Source organism: Acuticoccus kalidii (assembly GCF_021556395.1).
Lineage (GTDB): Bacteria > Pseudomonadota > Alphaproteobacteria > Rhizobiales > Amorphaceae > Acuticoccus > Acuticoccus kalidii.
In genome coordinates, this window is the sequence record NZ_JAKGCS010000007.1 from 130772 (window position 1) to 152821 (window position 22050).

General features: G+C 66.3%; 14 protein-coding genes. 7 read left to right on the forward strand and 7 right to left on the reverse strand.

Features of this window, described 5'->3' with window-relative positions; genetic code table 11:
* Positions 1-54 precede the first annotated feature (54 nt).
* From glmS to glmU, 3 genes are all read right to left on the reverse strand, one after another.
* The gene (glmS, locus tag L1787_RS04185) at positions 55-1881 is read right to left on the reverse strand and encodes a glutamine--fructose-6-phosphate transaminase (isomerizing) (protein WP_235707279.1); all 1827 of its coding nucleotides are present in this window, start codon (positions 1879-1881) and stop codon (positions 55-57) included.
* A 245-nt stretch (positions 1882-2126) separates the two neighbouring features.
* Positions 2127-2579: a hypothetical protein gene (locus L1787_RS04190; RefSeq protein WP_235707280.1), complete on the reverse strand. Its 453-nt coding sequence runs from the start codon at positions 2577-2579 to the stop codon at positions 2127-2129.
* Complete coding sequence (gene glmU, locus L1787_RS04195) at positions 2524-3921, reverse strand: bifunctional UDP-N-acetylglucosamine diphosphorylase/glucosamine-1-phosphate N-acetyltransferase GlmU (RefSeq protein WP_235707281.1); 1398 nt, start codon at positions 3919-3921, stop codon at positions 2524-2526. Before glmU ends, L1787_RS04190 begins: the two co-directional genes overlap by 56 nt.
* A gap of 171 nt (positions 3922-4092) precedes the next feature.
* Between glmU and L1787_RS04200 the strand changes: the two genes are divergently transcribed.
* The 3 genes from L1787_RS04200 (at position 4093) to L1787_RS04210 (ending at position 7835) form a co-directional block, all read left to right on the forward strand.
* The gene (locus tag L1787_RS04200) at positions 4093-5238 is read left to right on the forward strand and encodes an aq_1923 C-terminal domain (protein ID WP_235707282.1); all 1146 of its coding nucleotides are present in this window, start codon (positions 4093-4095) and stop codon (positions 5236-5238) included.
* Positions 5235-6212, forward strand: a complete 978-nt coding sequence (locus L1787_RS04205; RefSeq protein WP_235707283.1) for a P1 family peptidase — start codon at positions 5235-5237, stop codon at positions 6210-6212. Before L1787_RS04200 ends, L1787_RS04205 begins: the two co-directional genes overlap by 4 nt.
* Positions 6213-6620: 408 nt before the next feature.
* A complete protein-coding gene (locus L1787_RS04210; protein ID WP_369415055.1) occupies positions 6621-7835 on the forward strand; it encodes an acyltransferase family protein in 1215 nt (404 codons plus the stop codon).
* Positions 7836-7919: 84 nt separating this feature from the next.
* On the opposite strand, the gene L1787_RS04215 is transcribed toward L1787_RS04210, so the two are convergent.
* Positions 7920-11384 (reverse strand): indolepyruvate ferredoxin oxidoreductase family protein, encoded by a 3465-nt coding sequence (locus L1787_RS04215; protein ID WP_235707285.1) that lies wholly within the window; start codon positions 11382-11384, stop codon positions 7920-7922.
* A gap of 114 nt (positions 11385-11498) precedes the next feature.
* Between L1787_RS04215 and L1787_RS04220 the strand changes: the two genes are divergently transcribed.
* On the forward strand, positions 11499-11987 hold the full coding sequence (locus tag L1787_RS04220; RefSeq protein ID WP_235707286.1) for an Lrp/AsnC family transcriptional regulator: 489 nt from the start codon (positions 11499-11501) through the stop codon (positions 11985-11987).
* Here the strand turns inward: L1787_RS04220 and L1787_RS04225 are convergent.
* Both L1787_RS04225 and L1787_RS04230 read right to left on the reverse strand, forming a co-directional pair.
* Complete coding sequence (locus L1787_RS04225; RefSeq protein ID WP_235707287.1) at positions 11967-12119, reverse strand: hypothetical protein; 153 nt, start codon at positions 12117-12119, stop codon at positions 11967-11969. The genes L1787_RS04220 and L1787_RS04225 overlap by 21 nt on opposite strands.
* A gap of 129 nt (positions 12120-12248) precedes the next feature.
* Entirely contained in the window at positions 12249-13859 is a 1611-nt protein-coding gene (locus tag L1787_RS04230; protein WP_235707288.1) for a peptide chain release factor 3, read from the reverse strand.
* Between the two features lie 210 nt (positions 13860-14069).
* Between L1787_RS04230 and L1787_RS04235 the strand changes: the two genes are divergently transcribed.
* Complete coding sequence (locus L1787_RS04235) at positions 14070-14978, forward strand: DUF1932 domain-containing protein (RefSeq protein ID WP_235707289.1); 909 nt, start codon at positions 14070-14072, stop codon at positions 14976-14978.
* A 486-nt stretch (positions 14979-15464) separates the two neighbouring features.
* On the forward strand, positions 15465-19271 hold the full coding sequence (locus L1787_RS04240) for a vitamin B12-dependent ribonucleotide reductase (RefSeq protein ID WP_235707290.1): 3807 nt from the start codon (positions 15465-15467) through the stop codon (positions 19269-19271).
* A gap of 82 nt (positions 19272-19353) precedes the next feature.
* On the opposite strand, the gene L1787_RS04245 is transcribed toward L1787_RS04240, so the two are convergent.
* Positions 19354-20010: a hypothetical protein gene (locus L1787_RS04245; RefSeq protein ID WP_235707291.1), complete on the reverse strand. Its 657-nt coding sequence runs from the start codon at positions 20008-20010 to the stop codon at positions 19354-19356.
* 201 nt (positions 20011-20211) lie between these two features.
* Here L1787_RS04245 and L1787_RS04250 point away from each other — a divergent pair, with 201 nt between their 5' ends.
* Positions 20212-21888, forward strand: a complete 1677-nt coding sequence (locus L1787_RS04250; protein ID WP_235707292.1) for a methyl-accepting chemotaxis protein — start codon at positions 20212-20214, stop codon at positions 21886-21888.
* Positions 21889-22050 lie beyond the last annotated feature (162 nt).

Consider the following 22050-nt stretch of genomic DNA (forward strand, 5'->3'; position numbering starts at 1 on the left):
CGCACCATCCCTGGAGGCCCTGTCCGCGGGGCCTCCGTTACGTGTTGAAGCGATTCATTCGACGGTGACGGATTTCGCGAGGTTCCGCGGCTGATCCACGTCCGTCCCGTTGGTGATCGCCGCATGATAGGCGAGGAGCTGGAGCGGGACCGTCATCACCAAGGGGTGGATGAAAGACGGCGCGTCCGGCATGACGAGGGTTTCCTCCGCCGCCTCGCCCGCCGCGTCCGCACCGCGCGCATCGGTGATCAAGATGATGCGCGCGCCGCGCGCGGCAACCTCTTCCATGTTCGAAACCGTCTTGGCGAAGAGATCGTCATAGGGCGCGACGACGACGACGGGGACGCTATCGTCCACCAGCGCGATCGGCCCGTGTTTCAGTTCGCCGGCGGCATAGCCCTCGGCGTGGATATAAGACAGTTCCTTCAGCTTCAGCGCCCCCTCGAGCGCGATCCCGTAGGCGGGGCCGCGACCGATGAAGAGCGCCGAGCGCGCCGGGGCGACGATCTTGGCGATCCGCTCGATCTGCGGCTCGACATGGAGCGCATCGGCGACGAGGCGCGGGGCTTCGATCAGCGCTTCGATCTTCTCGCGAGCGCTCGCTTCGTCGAGCGTCCCCCTGTCGAGGCCGGCCTTGATGGCGACGGCGGCAAGTGTCGCGAGCTGGCAGGTGAAGGCCTTCGTGGACGCGACACCGATCTCCGGGCCGGCGAGCGTCGGCAGCATGATGTCCGTCTCGCGCGCCATGGTGGAAGTCGGCACGTTGACGATCGTCGCGATCGTCTGCCCAGCGGCGCGGCAGGCGCGCAGGCTCGCGAGCGTGTCGGCGGTTTCGCCCGACTGGGAGACGAACATCGACAATTCGTCCCGCGGGAAATTTTGTGCGCGGTAGCGGAACTCCGAGGCGACGTCGAGGTCGACCGGAAGGCGCGCCAGGTGCTCGAACCAATGGCGGGCGACGAGACCGGAATAATAGGCCGTGCCGCACGCCGTCAGCGAGACGCGGCGATAGTCGGCGAAATCGATCGGGACCGCATCGCTCCGCATCGTCGCCGCGCCGATATCGAGATAATGGCCGATCGTGCGGGCGATCACCTCCGGCTGCTCGTGGATCTCCTTGGCCATGAAGTGGCGATAATTGCCCTTCTCGGCGAGGGAGATCTGGACCGGAACGGCGACGGCGGGACGCTCCACCGGGGTGCCGGATTGGTCGAAAATGTCGACCCTGGTCGGGGTGAGGATCGCAACGTCGCCGTCGTCGAGATAGATGATCTTGTCGCAGAACGGGGCGAGCGCGATCGCGTCGGAGCCGATCATCACCCCATCGTCGCCGAAGCCGATGGCGAGCGGGCTGCCGGAGCGCGCGGCGGCGAGAAGCTGCGGCTGGCCCTCGAAGGCGAAGGCGAGCGCATAGGCCCCTTCGAGCGCGCCGATCGTCCCGAGGAGCGCGGTTTTCACGTCCTCGCCGGCGGCGAGCCGCTGGGCCATCAGGTGGGCGATCGTCTCCGAATCGGTCTCGGAGGTGAGCGTCGCACCGGATTTCGCGAGACGGTCGCGAAGCGCCCGAAAATTCTCGATGATGCCATTGTGGACGACGGCGACCGGAGCCGCGACATGGGGGTGCGCGTTTGCCTCGTTCGGCGCGCCGTGGGTCGCCCAGCGGGTGTGGCCGATCCCCGTCCCGCCGACGAGCGGTTCGGTCTCCACGCGGCGCTCGAGATTGCGCAATTTGCCGGCGCTGCGGCGGCGGCTCATCGCGCCTTGCGCGTCCACAGTGGCAAGGCCGGCCGAATCATAGCCGCGATATTCGAGGCGCTTCAGGGCGTCGAGCAACAAGGGCGCCGCATCTCGCTGCCCGATGATTCCGACGATCCCACACATAGCCGCCCCTTGCCTTTCTCACGCCCGCAACTCTTGCCGACCCGGGTCAGCGAACGTCGTTCAACATGCGTGGGAACAAAACACAACGGCACCGTCGGCCGGTGCCGAGGCGCACGCATCCCCACGATCGCCGGCTGCCCGCCGGATCGGCCCGGACAGCTCTAGCGCATCATGGGGCGCTCTTCTTTCACATGGAGTTACATTTTCCCGGCCCCGCCGCGGCCGGCCCTCCACAGACAAGGGCGTCAGGAATCGGGGTCCGATTGGCGCTTGGGTGCGGGTTCGTTGACCCGCTGGGCGGCGATGCGCGCCTCCTCGCTGCCGTCGACAAGTTCCGAACGGGGCGGCTCGTGGTGATTCGCGAAGGCGATCTCCTCCTGGGCGAGTTCGGTATCGTCGACCGGCTCGGAGCGCTGGTGCGCGCCGTCATGGGCGTTCGCTTCGATCGCCTCGTCGGCGGCGACGAGGCTGTCGTCGACGAGTTCGGAGGTCTGCGGCTGGCGTTTCTCCATCGCGTAGACGGCTTCCTCGCGGGCGAAATCGCTGTCCTCGGCGAGCTCCGTTTCGAGATGGGTGCCGGAGGGCTGCGTCGCGTGCGCGGCCTCCCGTCGCTCGAAGGCCGTCATGCTCTCGGGCGCGCGGTCATGCGCGTGTGTCGCGAACACCCGCGTCAGAAGGCGCTCCAGGGTCTGCTTCATCGTGGGTCGCTCCCTCCATCGTGTCGGTCGCGGCCGCCGGCCTCGCTGGCGAGCGATCCGGCTTGTTCACCTGCCGGCCCCGCGCAATCGCGAGGGCATCGGCCGGCACGTCGTCGGTGATCACGCTGCCGGTGCCGATATAAGCGCGATCGCCGATCGCTACCGGGGCGACGAGCGCACTATTTGAACCAATGAACGCACCATCCCCGATCTCGGTTCGGAATTTGGTTTTGCCATCATAGTTGCAGGTGATCGTTCCGGCCCCGAGATTGGCCGATGCGCCGATATTGGCGTCGCCGACATAAGAGAGGTGATTGACCTTCGCCTCCGGCCCGAGAACGGCGTTCTTCACCTCGACGAAATTGCCGATCCGCGCCTTCGGGCCGATCGCCGTTCCGGGCCGCAGCCGCGCGAACGGGCCGACCGTGGCGCCCGGCGAGATCACCGCCCCCTCGATATGGCAGAAGGCGCGGATGATCGCCCCATCGTCCACCGCGACGCCAGGACCGAAGACGACATTCTGCTCGATCAAAACGTCCGTCCCGATCACGGTGTCGTGGCTGAAATAGACGGTGTCCGGGGCAAGCAGCGTCGCCGTTTCGAGCGCCTTCTGACGGGCCCGGCGCTGGAAGGCGGCTTCGGCGAGGGCGAGCTGGGCGCGGTCGTTGACGCCCATGACCTCCTCGAAGTCCGCCATCTCCCAGACGATATTATAGCCGCGCGCATGGCCGATCGCGACGAGATCGGTGAGGTAGAACTCGCCCTTGGCATTGTCGGAATCGATCGCCGCCAGCGCGTCGAGAGGTTCGCCCGCCCGGATCGCCATGATGCCCGAATTGCACAGCGTGACGGCGCGTTCGTCCGCGCTGGCGTCTTTTTCCTCGCGGATCGCGGCGACATGGCCATTGTCGTCGAGGAGGACGCGGCCATAGCCCGTCGGCGTTTCGGTCTCGAAGGCGAGGACGGCGATGTCGGCGCCGCCATGGACACGGGCGAGAACGCGGTCGATCGTCGCCGCGGCCACCAGCGGATTGTCACCGAAGAGGACGACGACGGCCTCGATGTCGTCCGCGAACGCATCCTTGGCCGACAGGACGGCGTGGGCCGTGCCGCGCGGATGATCCTGGACGTGAAGGCTCGCTTTGCCGGCGACGTCGCCGGGCCAGGTCGCGCCCGTGCCGATAACGAGCGCGGTGCGGCCGATCCCGGCAGCGTCGACCGCCTTCAGGACGTGCGCGATCATCGGCAGACCGCCAACCGGGTGCATCACTTTGGGCAGCGCCGAACGCATCCGCGTCCCCTGCCCCGCCGCCAGAACCACCGCGAGAGATCGTGAATTCAAGGCCGGCTCCCTTCGTCTGTCTTCATTCGCCCCCGCTCGCCGAATCGAATGGGGACAGGGCCTGTTCCCGCATTCGCACCGACGCAGCAAGGGTGCTTTTGTATGGCTGGATCGTTAAGCTCGCGCGACGTTCCCGTTCCGGCGACCGCCATCGCCGCCAGGAGTACATCTATGCGCTTGGTTTGCCTCGCTCTTCTCGCCTTCGCCGCCTCGCCCGCCGCCGCTTTCGAGCCGACCGGCTCCATCGTCGCCGATGCGCTCCTCAACACGCTCGAACGCAGCGGCTATCGCGACGTCACCGTCGCCTCGGTCAATCGCTCGGGCGACACGACCGCGATCGAGACGATCACCGGCACGGGCATCGACAGCGGCGCGGAGATGACGATATCGCGCGCCGAGATCGTGAACGGCGTCGTCAATGCCGACAACGAGCTCATCGCCGATACGATCGTCTATGAAGGAACGCGCGTCGAGGGGGAGAACGGCACCCCGCCCTCCACCGTCGGCCGCGTCATGATCGAGGGGGCGCGCTACCCGATCAGCGAGGCGACCGGCGAAGGGCTGACGAGCCTTTTCGGCACGTTCGAGCGGGTCACCGTCGACGATGTCAGCGCCCGGGCCGATCGCGGCGACCTCGTGACGATCGACAAAATGATGGTCGAAATCGAAGAGCGCGATCTCGAGACCGCCGCCGCGGGCCGTGTCGCGATCGAGGGGCTCGGCTTTGACGTCTCGCTCTGGGAAGAGCCCGCGGCGAGCCAGATGCGCGCGCTCGGCTACGACACGGTCGCGATCGACCTTGCCGCCTCCGGCCGCTGGGAAGCGGCGACCGGCAACGCCGTCGTGCGGGACGTGCGCGTCGCGATGGAGGATCTCGGCGCGCTGACGCTCACCGGCGACATCGACGGGCTGACCGCCTCGACCGTCGCCGCCCTACAGGTGAGCATGGAGGATCTGCCGCGGATGCTGCAGCTCCTCCAATCGGTGACGATCTCCAACCTCGCCCTCACCTATACCGACGCGGGCCTCACCCCGCGCCTTCTCGAACAATTGGCCGCCGCCAACGACGCGCCCGTCGAAGCGGTGACGCAAAGCCTCGTCGCGACGATCCCCGACGCGCTCGCGATCATCAACGCGCCCCGCTTCACTGAAATGGTGCAGTCGGCCGCCCGAACCTTCCTTGACGATCCCGGCACGCTGCGCGTCAGCGCCGCGCCGCCGCAGCCGATTTCGATCGCCCAGCTCATGGGCGCGGTGATGATGGGCCCGCAAACCCTGCCGACCCTCCTCAATCTCGAGATCAGCGCACAGCCGTGAGCCATATTCTGGACGTTCCCGGCCTCAAGGTCGGACATGCAAGCGATGACCGCGCGCCGTCCGGGGTGAGCGTCATCGTGATGGACGAGCCGGCCGTCGCCTCCTGCGCGATCCATGGCGGTGCGCCCGGCACGCGGGAGACCGACGCCCTCGCCCCCGAGGCGCTCGGCGCGCCAGTCGACGCGATCTGCCTGTCGGGCGGCTCGGCCTTCGGGCTCGCCGCGGCGGACGGGGTGCAACTCGCCCTCGCCGAGCGCGGACGCGGCTTTGCCGTGCGGGGCCATCGGGTGCCGATCGTTCCGGGCGCCATCATCTTCGACCTCAACGGCCCGCGGCCCGATTATCGCGCCCTCGGCATGGCGGCAACCGCCGCCGCGCTCGACGGCCCGGACGACCGGCGCCTCGGCACCGTCGGCGCCGGCACCAACGCGATGACGGCGGGGTTCAAAGGCGGCTTCGGCTCGGCCTCGGCGCGCGTCGGCGCGGCGACGGTCGGCGCGGTCGCGATCGTCAACGCCGTCGGATCGGTGACGGCGGCGAACGGGCCGTGGTTCCGTGCCGCCCCCTTCGAGGTGGGCGGCGAGTTCGGTGGCCTCGGCACCGCGCCGGAGGCGGATTTTGCGACCATCCGCACCAAGCACGGGGCGGCGCAGGGCTCGAACACCGTGATCGCGGCGATCGTCACCGACGCGCGCCTCACCCGCGCAGAGGCAAAGCGCCTCGCAATCACCGGCCATGACGGCTTCGCGCTGTCGATCTTCCCCTCCCACACGATCCTCGACGGGGACACGTTGTTCGTGGCGAGCACGGGGCGCGTTGCGGGTCCAGCCGATCCGCGCGAGCAGGTCGCCCTGGCGGCGACGGCGACCACGGTGCTCGCCCGCGCGATCGCCCGCGCGGTCTATGAGGCGAGCCCAGCCGACGGCGACCGCTTCCCGACATGGCGTAGCGTCTACGGCGCCTCACACGGCTGACGGCCGGCACGACCACGTGTCGGCGAACGGGAAAGATTGAGCCGGGTTCGATCCCCGCGCGACAGAGCGCCTCGCGCCGCAACACCGCTCGCTTTGAATAGTCCGCCTCCGGGTCCGCCTCGATCCGGCGCGTTCGGTAGCCCACGCCCTCGCACAGTCCGCCGTGACGGATTTGTGATCTTTCGTTGTCCGCATTGCGGATGACCGGCGATGCGGGCGCCCTCGCGGAGGATATTCAGCTTCATTATAGGCGAGGACTTCGGTTCATCACCCAGCCATGTGTCGATCCCGTGGCACACCGAGGCATAAAAAGGGTTTCCCCTTTTAATTCCTAAACCCGTACGATACAGGCTTCGAGATTGCCTCCAGCGTTGCCGGATAGCCTCGTCGAGTCGGAGAAATTTCCCTGTGAGAGGACATCGTTTTACGACCCTCGACAGCTTTCGTGGGCTGTTCGCTGTCGCTGTTGCCTTATTTCATTTGCCGGTTGCCTACAGCGTCCAGGGCAGTCCGCTTCTGCGCTACGCCTATCTCTACGTGGACTTCTTTTTCGTCCTGTCCGGCTTCGTGATGTCGTTCGCGTTCTCGCAGGCGATCACCACACGGACGATGCTGCCCTTCATCGTGCGCCGCTTCGGCCGGTTGTGGCCGCTGCACGCCTCGATCATCCTCGGCTTCGTCCTCATCGAGGCGCTGCTTCTTCTCGCCCCCGCCCCGCCGCCGGGAGAGGCCGGGGCCAAGATCCCCTTCACAGGCGCCTTCAGCCTCGACCTTCTCGCCCAGCAGCTCCTCTTCCTCGACGGCTTCGGGCTATCGGAGATCATCGGCTGGAATATTCCGAGCTGGTCGATCAGTGCCGAATTCTGGGTCTGCGTGCTGTTCGCGCTGGTCTTCGCCGCCTTCCGCAAACAAGGCGTCGTGGTAATGGGCGGGCTCGGCGCCGTCGCGGGGCTCGTGATCGTCGCCTTCGCCGATGGGACGATGGACACCAATATCGACCTCGGCTTCGTGCGCTGCGTCTATGGTTTCGCCGCCGGCTGCGTCACCTTCGCGATCTACAGGCGGCGCCAGGACGCCTGGTCGAACTCGGCGGTGGAGATCGCCATGGTGGTGGCGGCGCTCCTTTATGTCTGGGCGGCCGGGCCGAACGTATGGGGCTATGCCGCGCCGCTCGTCTTCAGCGTCGTGATCTATGTCTTTGCGGTGTCGACGGACGGGATCGTGTCGCGTCTCCTGCGCGCCCGCTGGCTTCAGACGATCGGCGAGCGCTCCTATTCGATCTATCTCATCCATTCGCTCGTGATCTACCTGATGCTCATCGTCTGCACCGGCATCGAGCGGCGCACAAGCATCGAGATCATCGGCGCCGTTCCCGGCCAAGTGATCCCCGTGATCGACGCCGCCGGGCCTTATGCTCTGTGGGTGAACAATGCGATCACGGCCTTCTACGTCTTCCTCGTCGTCTATCTGGCCGGCGTCACCTACCGGCGGATCGAGGTGCCGACGCGCAATTTCTTCAACCGCATCGCCGGCCGCGTGCGTCCGGTCTCCGACGGGACGGGCGGGATCGCGGCGGCCGAGGCCGCGGCCCCTGTCGTGAAGGGGGGCGCCGCCGGGCGTTGAGGCACTTTTCCCCGCCGGGGTGCGCGCCAAAGAAAAAGCCGCCCGAGGGCGGCTTTTTTGTGTGAGGTCGGGGCGCAGGTCGGCCTACTCGGCGGCCATCGGCAGCGCGTGGCTCTCTTCGAGCTGGCTGATCAGCACGTCGCGCTTTTTCATGGCGGCGCGGCGGTTCTCCTCTTTCACCGGCCCGAACCCGCGCACCGTCTGCGTGACGCGGACGAGTTCGCACAACAGACCGTAAGGCGCATGGCCGAGCTCGGCCTCCGCTCGCGCGATATCGGCGAAGACGAGATCGATCAGCGCCCGCTCGCTCTGCCGCTCGGCGCTGCGGCCGAACGGATCGAAGCGGGTGCCGCGCAAGCCCTTGAAGCGCGTCATCACCCGCAAGAGCGGAAACACCCACGGGCCGAACGCGCGTTTCTTGGGCCGGCCGGTCGCCGGATCGGTGCGCGAGATCAGCGGCGGGGCGAGCATCAGCCGGATCGATTTCGGATCGTCGAACTCGGCCTTCAGCTTGTCCCAATAAGCGGGATCTGAATAAAGCCGCGCGACCTCGTACTCGTCCTTGTAGGCCATCGCCCGGAAAAGGCTCTCGACCGCCATCGAGGTGAGGCGCAGGCTCGACTGGCCGCGCGCGGCGTCGGCCGCCTTCAGCCGCTCCACCGTCGCGGTGAAGCGCTCGGCATAGGCGGCATCCTGATAGGCGGTCAGCTCCTTCGCGAGGTGGGCGATCCGCTCCTCGAGCGGCACAGGCTCCACCGTCGCCCGCTTGCCGACCGCAGACAGGATCGCCTCCGGGTTCGCCGCGAGGATGCGGCCGGCGTGGAAGGCGGCGATATTCGGCTTCACGGCCGCGCCGTTGAGGGTGATCGCCTCGATGATGGCTTCTTGCGAGATCGGCAGCCCACCCGACTGATAGGCGACGCCGACAAGCATCATGTTCATGAAGATCTGATCGCCGAAGAGCTGCTCGGCGACGAAGGCGGCGTCGACCGGCTCAAAGGCCTTCGTCCCGTCCTTCAGCGTCTTCGTCATGCGCATCTCGTCGAAGGAGAGGACGCGCTTGGTCACGAACTCGGCCGTCGGCTGCACCTTGGTGTTGGCGACGGCGAGGGTGCGGTCGGGCGATAGCATCGACAAGGAATCGGCGTTGCAGGCGACCAGCATGTCCGATGCGATGATGGTGTCGAGCGAGGCGGCGGGAATGCGCGGCCCGGCGATCGCCATATCGGCGGGGGCGAAGCGGACATGGCTCGTCACCGGCCCGTTCTTCTGGGCAAGGCCCGTCATGTCGAGCGTCGAGACGGTAATGCCGTCGACATGGCCCGCCATCGCGAGCACCGCGCCGACGGTCGTGACGCCGAAGCCACCGATCCCGGTGATGAGGACATTGTGCATCCCGGTGAGGGTCGGCAGCGTGGGCGCAGGCAACGCGTTCGCGAGGCCTTCGACGTCGAGCGCCACGGTGTCGACCTTGCGAAGGCCGCCCCCTTCGACCCAGGCGAAGGACGGACAAAAGCCCTTCACGCAGGAATAATCCTTGTTGCAGGTGGATTGGTTGATCGTCCGCTTCTCGCCGAATGCCGTCTGAAGCGGCTCGACCGAGATACAGTTCGACTGAACCGAGCAGTCGCCGCACCCCTCGCAGACCCTGTCATTGATGAAGAGGCGGCGGGCCGGATCCTCGTAAGTCCCCTTCTTGCGGCGCCGGCGCTTTTCGGCCGCGCAGGTCTGATCGTAGATGATGGCCGAAACGCCCGAAAAGGCCGCAAGCTCCTCCTCGATCGGCAACAGCTCGTCGCGGTGGAGGACGGGCACGCCGCGGGCGATATCGCGCCGGCCTTCATAAAGTTCCGGCCGCTCGGAGAGGACGACGATCCGCTCGACCCCCTCCGCCTCGAGCTGACGGGTGAGTGCGGGCACCGTGAGCGGCCCGTCGACCGGCTGACCGCCGGTCATCGCGACTGCATCGTTGAAGAGGATCTTGTAGGTGACGGGCACCTTCGCGGAGATCGCCTGACGGATCGCGAGGATGCCGGAATGATAATAGGTGCCGTCACCGATATTGACGAACATGTGCTTGTCGCGGCTGAAGAGCGACTCGCCGACCCACGGCACACCCTCCCCGCCCATCGCGACCTGGCCGTCGGTGGTGCGGTTGTTGATCTCCGTCATCGCGTGGCAGCCGATTCCGGGCATCGCGCGGGCGCCCTCCGGCACTTTGGTCGAGGTGGAATGCGGGCAGCCGGAACAGAAGAAGGCGGTGCGCTGGCCGCCTTCGGCATGGCCCGCCGCCCATGCGGCGCGCTCGACGAGCTGCATCGCGGTGCCGCGCATCTGGAGATCGTCTTCCGCACCCGGAATGACGGCGAGCAGCGCCTGGACGATGTCCTGCGGGCGCAGCTCCAGCACGTCGGACAGGAAATGCTCCCCGTTCGGCCGGTGCTTGCCCCAGATGGCGGGGCGCAATCCGTCGGGAAGGCCATAGAGCGCATCTTTGATCTGCGGCTCCATGAAGGCCCGCTTGTGCTCCATGACGACGAGCGTCTCTTTCCCGCGCGCAAAGCGGGTGAGCGCCACGGGGTCGAGCGGCCAGGGCACGGCGACCTTGTAGACGGCGATGCCGAGGGCGCGCGCCCGCTCCTCGTCGATCCCCATGAGGTCGAAGGCCTGGAGGAGGTCGCGATAGACCTTGCCCGTCGCGACGAAGCCGATGCGGCCGCGCTCGCTGCCGAAGGTCACGCGGTCGAGATTGTTCGCCCGCACATAGGATTGGACGGCGGGAAGCCGGTGCTCGCGCATCAGCCGCTCGGTCTCCAGGCGGTTGCCGAGAAGGAGCGGCCGGTTGATCTCGTGCTCGCGGCGCGGATCGTCCGCCTCGGGACGCACGAATGTGAGCCGGTCGGGATCGACGTCGACGAGGCCCGAAGCGTCCATCGTATCGGCGACGCAGATGATGCCGGTCCAGTTGCCCGCATAGCGGGAGAGCTGGATGCCGTGGATGCCGTAATCGAGCACGTCCTGCAGGTCGCAGGGATTGAAGAAGGGCATCTCGAAATGCTGGAGCGCGAATTCCGATTGCGCCGGCAGGATCGAGGATTTCGCGAGGAGATCGTCGCCGCAAAGGGCGAGCGCGCCGCCATGGCGGGCGGTGCCGGAGGCGTTCGCCTGCTTCAGCGCGTCGCCTGCCCGGTCGACGCCGGGGGCCTTGCCGTACCAGATGCCGACGACCCCGTCATAGTCGGAGCCCTTGCCGTGAAGGGAGATCTTTTGCGTTCCCCACACGGCGTGAGCGCCGAGCTCTTCGTTGACGCCGGCGCGAAAATGGATGTCGAGCGGCAAGAGGCGCTTTTCATTGCGCACCAGCTCCTGGTCGACACCGCCGAGCGGGGAGCCGCGATACCCGGAAAAGAACGCCGCCGTCTTGAGCCCGGCCGCGTCGTCCATTCGCCGTTGATCGATCGCAATACGCAGCAGCGCTTGGATCCCGGTCAAATAAACCCGGCCACGGTCCAGCTCGTACTTGTCGTTCAAGCTCACGTCGCGAGTCATCGAATCGCCCCTCTTGGGTCGGTAATCGTCTCCCTTTAAAAGTGTTCCATCTTGAGTAGATTTTTCATGCTAAATGAGGCACTGGATCGCTCATGTGAGCAAAATGGTTCGCCTATGTCGGGTCAGGACGAAAAATTCTCCCTCGATGCGATGGATCTGCGCATTCTCGCTGTCATGCAGACCGACGCATCACAATCGGTGGGTGATATCGCCGCCTCGGTCGGCCTCAGTCAGACCCCCTGCTGGCGTCGCATCAAGCGGATGAAGGACGCCGGGATCATCACGAGTATCGTCGCGACGGTCGACCGGGAGGCCGTCGGCCTCGGTTTCACATCCTACGCTTTCGTCAAGCTTGCGCTGCCGAGCCGGGACAATATGGAGGCGTTCGACCGCCTCGTCGCCCGCTGGCCCGAAGTCGTGACGTGCGAGCGCGTGACCGGCGCGGTCGACTATCTCATCAAGGTCGTGACGACCGACATCAAGGAATATGACGCCTTCCTGCGCGACCGTCTTCTCAATGGCGATCTCGTCAGCGACGTGCAGTCTCGTATCGTGGTCGCCACCGTGAAGGAGACGACGGCGCTACCGCTCCCGCATCTGTGAGGGCCGGCGGCGGGCGACGACCCGGCGGCGAACCGGCTCGCGGCGCGCGGCCTCGGCCATGAGGCGTTGGGTCATGAGAAGCGCGAGGACCGTCACGCCGGTCACGCTTGCTGCGGTTAGGATCATGGTCATCACTCGAACCTCTTCCACCACGCTATGAGGGGAATGTAAGGCCGGGTTCGCGCCATTGCCAGGCTGCGGGAACAGCACCGAGCGAGCCCCATCGCGGCCGGAATGAAAACCATCCCGGCCGCGGGCGGATCAGCGCATCTCCTTCGTTTCCAGAAAACGGATATCCGGATTGCGCTCCTTGACGTAGTTGAGCTCCCACATGTTGCGGGCGAGATAGACCGGATCGCCGTCCACGTCGTCGGCGACGGTTGACTTGTTGCTGTCGACGAAGGTCTTGACCGCCTTCGGATCGCCGCCCAGCCAGCGGGCCGTGGCGTAGGGGGCGGGCTCGAAATCGATCGCGACTTTGTATTCCGCCGCCACGCGCGAGGCCATCACGTCGAGCTGAAGCGAACCGACGACGCCGACGATATGATCGCCGCCGAGGTGGGTGCGGAAGACCTGGGCGAGCCCCTCCTCCGACAGATCCTGAAGCGCGCGGCGCATCTGCTTGGTCTTCATCGGATCGCCGAGGCGCACGCGGCGCAGGATTTCCGGCGCGAAGCGCGGCAGGCCCGTATAGCGCAGCATCCCCTTTTCGGAGAGCGTGTCGCCGACGCGCAGCGTGCCGTGGTTCGGAATGCCGATGATGTCGCCCGCCCACGCCTCTTCGGCGAGCTCGCGCTCTTCGGCGAGGAAGAAGATCGGCGCGGTCACGGCAAGGCTCTTGCCGCCGCCGGCCTGGTTGAGCTTCATCCCGCGCGAGAAGCGCCCCGAGCAGATCCGCGCAAAGGCGATCCGGTCCCGGTGGTTGGGGTCCATGTTCGCCTGCACCTTGAAGATCAGCGCGCTGACCTCATCGGTGTTGGGATCGACGCGCGTCTCGCCCGCCGGTTGCGGACGTGGCGGCGGGGCCCATGCCGACAGCCCGTCGAGGAGATCGGCGACGCAAAAATCGCGCAGCGCCGAGCCGAAAAAGACCGGCGAGAGGTGCCCCTCGCGATAGCTTTCCATATCGACGGCCGGCAGCGCGCCGCTCGCAAGTTCGGCCTGCATCCGGAACTCTTCGAGGACGGAGGCCTCGACCTCCTCGTCGAGCCGGGGATCGTCGACGCCGGAGAGTTGCACCGTGTCGCCATAGCCGGTGCCGCCGCCTTTCTTGACGCGGTGGAAGGCGTTGGTCGTCAGATTGAAACAGCCGTGAAACTGCCCGCCCATGCCGACCGGCCACGTCACCGGCGCAAGCTCCAAAGCGAGCTTGTCGGCGATTTCGTCGAGCAGCTCGAACGGGTCGCGGCCTTCCCGGTCCACCTTGTTGACGTAGGTGATGATTGGAATGTCGCGCAGGCGGCAGACCTCGAAGAGCTTCAAGGTCTGCGCCTCGATGCCCTTCGCCGCGTCGACCACCATGACGGCCGAATCCACCGCGGTCAGCGTCCGGTAGGTGTCCTCGGAAAAGTCCTCGTGGCCCGGCGTGTCGAGGAGGTTGAAGACGTTGCCGTTGCGCTCGAACATCATCACCGAGGACGACACGGAGATGCCGCGCTTCTTCTCGATGTCCATCCAGTCCGAACGCGTGCGCCGCCGCTCGCCACGCGCTGCGACCTCGCCGGCAAGGTGGATCGCGCCGCCGAACAGGAGGAGCTTCTCCGTCAGCGTCGTCTTGCCGGCGTCCGGGTGCGAGATGATCGCAAAGGTGCGCCGGCGCGCGATTTCGGGCTTCAGCCCGGCGTCGGCGGGCATCGTGGCGAGTGTGTTCATGGGCGTGATGTAACCGTCCTCGTGCCCTTTCGCCAGCGTCGCGAATGCATGGCGCGGGCGCGGGATATGCGCCCGTGCGCCGCGCCTTCTCCGGTCGCCGTCTCACCACCTGGGGCTGTGTTGCGAAATGCCGGTCACAGGTGACATGAAAGGGCGGAACATGCGGGGGTCCGCCGCGGTGCGTTTCGCGCGGGGATCAGAGGAGAGACGATGGACGCGCTCAAGATTGCCCTGTTGGGATTTGGCGAAGCCGGCGGCGCGCTGGCCGAAGGATGGGACAAGGCGGCTTATGACACGCTCGCCGCCTACGACATCAAACTCGCCGACCCGGCGAGCGCAGCCGCGATGCGCGCGCGGATCGAAGAGCGCGGCGCCCGCGCCACCGAACTCGCCGAGGCGGTCAGCGACGCCGATCTCGTCGTCTCCGTCGTCACCGCCGACCAGGCCTTGATCGCCGCGAAGGCCGCCGTGCCGCATATGAAGAAAGGCGCCCTCTTCTTCGACTGCAATTCCTGTTCGCCCGGCACCAAGCGCCAATCGGCCGAGGTGATCGAGGCGGCCGGCTGCCGCTATGTGGACGTCGCAGTGATGGGGCCGATCTATCCCGAGCGCCATAAGGTGCCCCTCCTCATCGCCGGCCCCCATACGGCTGAGGCGATGGCGGTGATCGAGCGCCTCGCGATGAAGGCCGGCATCGTCGAAGGCCCGGTCGGCAGCGCGTCGACCGTCAAGATGGTGCGCTCCATCATGATGAAGGGCATGGAGGCGCTGTTTGCCGAGCTTTTGTTGTCGGCGACCAAGAGCGGCGTCGACGAGCGCGTCGTCGCCTCGCTCGACGTCACCTTTCCGGGCTTCGGCTTCACCGAGCGCGGCGCCTTCGCACTGGAGCGGGCGCTGGTGCACGGCAATCGCCGCGCGGCCGAGATGAAGGAGGTGGCGCGCACGGTCGAGGAGCTCGGCCTTCCCAATCCGATGGCGACGGCGACGGTCGAGTGGCAAGCCCGGCTCGGCGCGCTTCAAGGTGTGGACCGTTCAAACATCGACACCACAAAATATGGTGCGACGTGCAAGGCGATCCTCGCAGCTCTCGATGGGGAAAAAAGCGGGAAGGCCGCCTGACCCCATCGCGGGCATCGCCAAGCCCACCCTTTGTGCACACTTTTGCGGCGCCGTGCGATCCTTCGCGCGGCGCCGTTTTCGTCGGCAGCGGATCGCCTCCCGAAGCGCGCCGCTACGTTGAAAAACCGGCCGGCTGACCGCGATTCCGCGGCTGGAAATTTCTGTCTTCGCTGATGAATTTTGCCTGGAAAACGCGTGCAAGCGGAATTTGCAGAATGAGAACAAAAGAGGTACAAACACGCTTGCGGAAATGGTTCCGGTGCATGTTCCTCGGGCATTCCGCGGTAATGTCTCTTTAACGATTACCACGGCATTTAGTTGGGAATGCGGTGCGGGTACACCATATATGGTGTGTGGGAGCGGTGTGGAGTTTAGGGGATAACCCGAATCAGTCCACAGGAAGCTGGCCTTGCCCCGCTTCCAACCGAAGCCCAAGCCGAGCACCTTCCAACGCGTCCGAAGCGGACCTTGAGCGAAGGAAGAAAGATGCGGATCGAACGACGCTACACGACAGACGGTCAGTCCCCATATGACGGCATCGAATTTCGCAAGGCCGTCTCGGAAATCCGCAATCCGGATGGGTCGATCGTCTTCCGCCTCGACAATGTGATGGTGCCGGCGTCCTGGAGCCAGGTCGCGACCGACATCATCGCCCAGAAATATTTCCGCAAGGCGGGCGTTCCGGCGAAGCTGAAGCCCGTCGAGGAAGAAAGCGTGCCCGTCTGGCTGCGTCGCTCCGCGCCGGACGAGAGCGCGCTCGCCACGCTCCCCGCCGACGACCGCATCGTCGGCGAGACCGATTCACGCGCCGTGTTCGACCGCCTCGCCGGCGCCTGGACCTATTGGGGTTGGAAGGGCCGCTATTTCGACACCGAGGACGACGCGCGCGCTTTCTTCGACGAAATCCGCTTCATGCTCGCCAGCCAGAAGGTGGCGCCGAACTCCCCGCAATGGTTCAACACCGGCCTTCATTGGGCCTATGGGATCGATGGGCCGAGCCAGGGCCACTATTATGTGGACCCCGACAGCGGCGAGCTCGTGCGCTCCAACTCGGCCTATGAGCATCCGCAGCCGCACGCCTGCTTCATCCAGTCCGTCGCCGACGATCTCGTCAATGAAGGCGGCATCATGGACCTTTGGGTGCGTGAGGCGCGGCTCTTCAAATACGGCTCGGGCACCGGCTCCAACTTCTCGGCGATCCGCGGCGCGGGCGAGCGGCTGTCGGGCGGCGGCAAGTCCTCCGGCCTCATGAGCTTCCTCAAGATCGGCGACCGCGCGGCGGGCGCCATCAAGTCGGGCGGCACCACGCGCCGCGCGGCCAAGATGGTCGTCGTCGATGTCGACCACCCCGACATCGAGGAATATGTCGACTGGAAGGTCCGCGAGGAGCAGAAGGTCGCCGCGCTCGTCACCGGCTCCAAGATCGTCAGGAAGCACCTCACCGCCGTCATGAAGGCGTGCGTGAACTGCGAGGGCTCGGGCGACGATTGCTTCGACCCGGCGAAGAACCCGGCGCTGAAGCGGGAGATCCGCGCGGCGAAATCGGCGCAGGTGCCGGAGAATTACGTGCGCCGCGTCGTCCAGTTCGCGCGTCAGGGTTATACGACGATCGAGTTCCCGACCTTCGACACCGACTGGGATTCGGAAGCCTATCTCACCGTCTCCGGCCAGAACTCCAACAACTCGGTGCGGGTGACGGACGACTTCCTCAACGCCGTCGCCGAGGACAAGCCCTGGGATCTCACCTGGCGCATCACCGGCAATGTCGCCAAGACGATCCAGGCGCGCGATCTGTGGGAGCGGATCGGTCATGCCGCGTGGGCCTCGGCCGACCCCGGCATCCAGTTCCACACCACCATCAATGACTGGCACACCTGCCCCGCCGGCGGTCCGATCAATGCGTCGAACCCCTGCTCGGAGTACATGTTCCTCGACGACACGGCGTGCAATCTCGCCTCGCTGAACCTTCTTCAGTTCCGCGATGCCGACGGCGCGTTCGAGGTCGACCTCTTCGAGCATGCGGTGAAGCTGTGGACGATGGTTCTCGAAATCTCCGTCATGATGGCGCAGTTCCCGTCGGCCGAGATCGCCGAGCGCTCTTATGACTACCGCACGCTCGGCCTCGGCTTCGCCAATATTGGCGGGCTCCTGATGGTCTCCGGCATTTCCTACGATTCGGACGAGGGCCGGGCGATCTGCGGCGCGATCAGCGCGATCATGACGGGTGTCGCCTATGCGACCTCGGCGGAGATGGCCCGCGATCTGGGCGCCTTCCCCCGCTATGACGAGAATTCCGAATCGATGCTGCGGGTCATCCGCAACCATCGCCGCGCCGCCCATGGCGAGGCGGGCGGCTATGAGCGTCTGTCGACCCGCCCCGTCCCGCTCGACAAGGCGTCCTGCCCCGATCCCCGTCTCGTCGCCCATGCCGGCGCGGCCTGGGATCGCGCGCTCAATCTCGGCCAGAAATACGGCTACCGGAACGCGCAGGCGACGGTGATCGCGCCCACCGGCACGATCGGCCTTGTGATGGACTGCGACACCACCGGGATCGAGCCGGACTTCGCCCTCGTGAAGTTCAAGAAGCTCGCCGGCGGCGGCTACTTCAAGATCATCAACCGCGCGGTGCCGGCCGCCCTCACCAAGCTCGGCTATGACGCCGAGCAGCGCGAGGCGATCATCGGCTACGCCGTCGGCCACGGCACGCTGAAGGGCGCGCCGCACATCAACACCAGGAGCCTCGCCGAGCGCGGCTTGACGGCAAAGGCGATCGAGTCGGTCGAGGCGGCGCTCGCCTCCGCCTTCGACATCCGCTTCGCCTTCAACAAGTGGACCATCGGCGAGGACGTGCTGACGAGCGTTCTGAAGGTCGACGCGGCGGCGCTCAACGATCCGAAGTTTGACGTTCTCGGCGCGCTCGGCTTCTCCAAGGAGCAGATCGACGAGGCGAACATCTTCGTCGCCGGCGCGATGACGCTCGAGGGTGCGCCGCACCTCAAAGACGAGCACCTGCCCGTCTTCGACTGCGCCAATCCCTGCGGCCGTCTCGGCAAGCGCTTCCTCTCGGTCGACAGCCATATCCGCATGATGGCGGCGGCGCAGCCGTTCATCTCCGGCGCGATCTCGAAGACGATCAACATGCCGAACGACGCGACTGTCGAGGATTGCATGGCGGCTTATGAGCTGTCCTGGAAGCTCGCGATCAAGGCGAACGCGCTCTATCGCGACGGCTCGAAGCTGTCGCAGCCCCTCTCCGCGCAACTCCTGTCCGATGACGAGGACGAGATCGAGGAGCTGATCGCCGAGCCGGCCGCCAAGCGGGCGACGCAGGTGGCCGAACGGCTCGTCGAGCGGGTGGTGGAGCGCGAGGTCATCTCCCGCCAGCGTGAGCAGATGCCCGATCGCCGCAAGGGCTACACCCAGAAGGCCATCATCGGCGGCCACAAGGTGTATCTGCGCACCGGCGAGTTCGACGACGGTCGCCTCGGCGAGATCTTCATCGACATGCACAAGGAAGGCGCCGCCTTCCGTGCGATGATGAACAACTTCGCCATCGCGATCTCGCTCGGCCTTCAGTATGGCGTGCCGCTCGAAGAATATGTCGACGCGTTCACCTTCACCCGCTTCGAGCCGGCCGGCTTCGTTCAGGGCAACGAGGCGATCAAGAACGCGACCTCGATCCTCGACTATATCTTCCGCGAGCTCGCGATCTCCTATCTCGACCGTAGCGATCTCGCCCACGTCCAGCCGGACGATACCGGGGCGACGGGCGTCGGCCGGGGCGTCGCGGGCGATAAGCCGGCGCCGCAGATGGTGAGCCACGGCCTCGTGCGCGGCCAGCGCTTCCGCCTCATCCGCGCCGATGCGCCCGAGGCGAAGGCGGTCGACGTGATTGCGAACGCGATCAGCCGGGTGAATGGCGGCCAGGCGCAGGCGCTCGCCGAAGCGCCGGCCCCGAGCCGGGCGACCGCGCCGCGCGCCGAGGCCGAGATGGTGACGACGAGCCTCGAGACCGTCGGTGGCTCCGGCGGGTATGAGGCCGCCTCCCCGATCGATGAGATCCGGGCCGAGGTCGCCGCCCTTCTCGGCCTTGCCGACGAGGCAACCGCCGCGGTGGAGGAACCCGCCATGGCGCCGACTGGCCCGCGGGAAACCGCGGCCGAGCGCTCGATGCTCGCCCGCCTCAAGGGCTTCGAGGGGGATCCGTGCGGCGAGTGCGGCAACTTCACCCTGGTGCGCAACGGCACTTGCCTCAAGTGCGACACCTGCGGTTCGACGAGCGGATGTAGCTGACGAAAAACGCCGCCGCGTGGGAACGCGGCGGCGTCGTTTCGGTCATCAGAGCCCCGCCGGTCCCGCCGGCGGGGCTTTTTCGTCACTGAAGGCGGGCGAGGCGCGCCTGGAGGCGTTCGACCTGCTGCTGGAGATCGGCGATGCGGGCGTCGCGCCGATCGATCAGGGTGCGCAGCTCGTCGAGACGGTCGCCGCGGCGCTGGGCGCGGGCGCGATTATCCTCAAGGCGCGATGAGCGGTTGTCGACCTGCTCCTGGAGGCGCGTGATGTCCCGCTCCTGCGCGAAGACGACGGCTTCGAGATCGGCGAGCTGCTTGTCGCGACGGGCGAGCGTGGAGCGGAGCTGGTCGACGCTCTGGGAGAGGTCGGCGACATGCTCGTCACGGACCGCGACGGTGCGGCGGAGCTGTTTTTCGATGTTCGAGAGCTCCGAGACGCGCTGATCGCGCACCTTGATCACCCCGGCGAGCCGGTCGACCTGCGCCTCGAGGTTGGCGATGTGCTGGGTCTGGCGGTCGCGCGCCTCCTGCGAGCGGCGAAGGGATTCGGCGAGATCCTTGTTGCGGTCACGCTGCTGCAACAGCTTGTCGACGGTATCCTGCCGGCCGGCCTGGGCGAGCAGGATCTTGGACGGCGCGCCGCCATAGGCCGTGCCGCCGCGCACGAAGCCGTCGGCGTAGGCGAAGCTCGGCAATGCGGCGGCCAGCAACGCGATTGCGGCCCATGTGGTGGTCTTCACGATGACATCCTCCACTCAGAAGCGATTTTGAAGGACCATAGCGGGCGAAGGTGAACGCACCTCGAACGCGGCCGAACCGATCCGATCGTCGGCATGGCAAGCCCCGCCCCAGCGCGGCAGGCCATCAGAAACGTTGCGACCATGCAGGGGCGTCACAGTCGCCGGCGCCGCAGTTTCATTCCGTCGACCAAAGGCCGCCACATGAACGACATCAGTCTCCGCACCAAGCTCCGCGTGATCATGTTGATCCTCGCCGTCCTCACCGTGTCCCTCGGAGTCTTCTCCGTCGATCGGATGAGCGTGATCAACGCGAAGTCCACGTTAATTTCCGATGTGATCGCCCCGCGTGTCGAAAGCCTCAACGTGGCCAATACGGCGACGTCGGATTACCGGATCGCACAGGCAACGCATGTCCTTTCCACGAGCCGAAGCCAGATGGCGGCAGTCGAAAGCAGCATGGCCGAGCTCGGCAAGCGCGTCGACGATCGGCTCGGCGGCCTCGCCCGGCAGGACCTCACGGGCGAACAGCGCGCCCGCCTCGATCGCGTCATCGCCGGATGGAATGATTACGTGAAACGAAGCAGCGCCATGGTCGAAACCTCCCGGCGCAACGAGAACGATTCCGCGCTCGCCATGTTCCTCGATTCGACGGCACTGTTCGACGAATTCTCGCAGATGATGGTCGATCTCATCACCGAATTTCAGCAAGAAAGCGCCGCCGCAAACGCGGACGGGGACCAAACCTACACCCTGTCCCGCATCGTCGTGATTACATCCCTCGCCTTGGTGGTCGTCGTCTATATCACCGTGTCGATCTTCTTCGACCGCGCTGTCGGAAAGTCGATCACCTCGATGACCGACACGATGACGAAGCTTGCCGACGACGACATGACCGTCGAGGTCCATGGACGCAATCGCGGCGACGAGATCGGCGCCATGGCGCGGGCCGTGCAAATCTTCAAGGAGAACGCCGTCGCCCGCAAGTCGCTCGAGGCGGCACAGCAGGAAGAGGAAGCCAAGCGCCAAAAACGCCTTGCCCAGATGGAGGAGCTCTTGTCGAGCTTCGAGGCGACGGTGTCGGATTCGCTCCAGACGGTGGCGTCGGCCGCGACCCAGCTCAACACCACCGCCAACGAGATGATGACGATCTCGCAGACCACGAGCCAGAGGGCCGAGGTGTCGACGACCGCCGCCGAACAGACCTCCTCCAACGTACAGACGGTGGCGACCGCGACGGAGGAGATGAATTCATCCCTCCAGGAGATTTCCCATCAGGTGAACCGCGCATCGGGCATCGTTCGCAGCGCGGTGGACGAGGCGCAGCGCACCAACGGCACGATCAAGGGGCTCGCAACGGCATCCGAGCGGATCGGCGAAGTGATCAGCCTCATCGCCGATATTGCCGAGCAGACCAACCTCCTCGCCCTCAACGCGACGATCGAGGCGGCGAGAGCGGGCGATGCCGGCAAGGGGTTCGCGGTCGTCGCCTCGGAGGTGAAGAGCCTCGCCGAGCGGACAGGCAAAGCGACGGAAGAGATCGCGAGCCAGATCGAGACGATGCAGGGGGCGACCAACAACGCGGTCGGCGCGATCGAGAGCATCGGCGCGACGATCGATTCCATCAACGAGATCACGACCGCGATTTCCGCCGCCGTCGAGGAGCAGAGCGCGGCGACTTCGGAAATCGCCCGCAATGTCACCCAAGCGGCGGGCGGCACCGAAGCGGTGTGCACCAATGTGGTTCAGGTGAGCGAAGGCGCCCGGCAAACGGGCGATGCCGCGAACCAGCTCCTCGACGCCGCCGGGACGCTGTCGCGCAGCTCGGACCAGTTGACCGACGAGGTGACGATGTTCCTCGGCAAAGTGAGAGCCGCCTGATCGGGCGAATACCGGCGAGACCCTTGCCTGTCGCGCCGGTCACGGACCGGCGGGGGCGGCCCGGTCCCACGCCATATGGCCGGGATGCCGGGTTCGGACGCTACGATCGATACGCTGGCCAGCCGTCCGGCGGTCCATCCGGTCCGGCGGTTGAGCGGAATG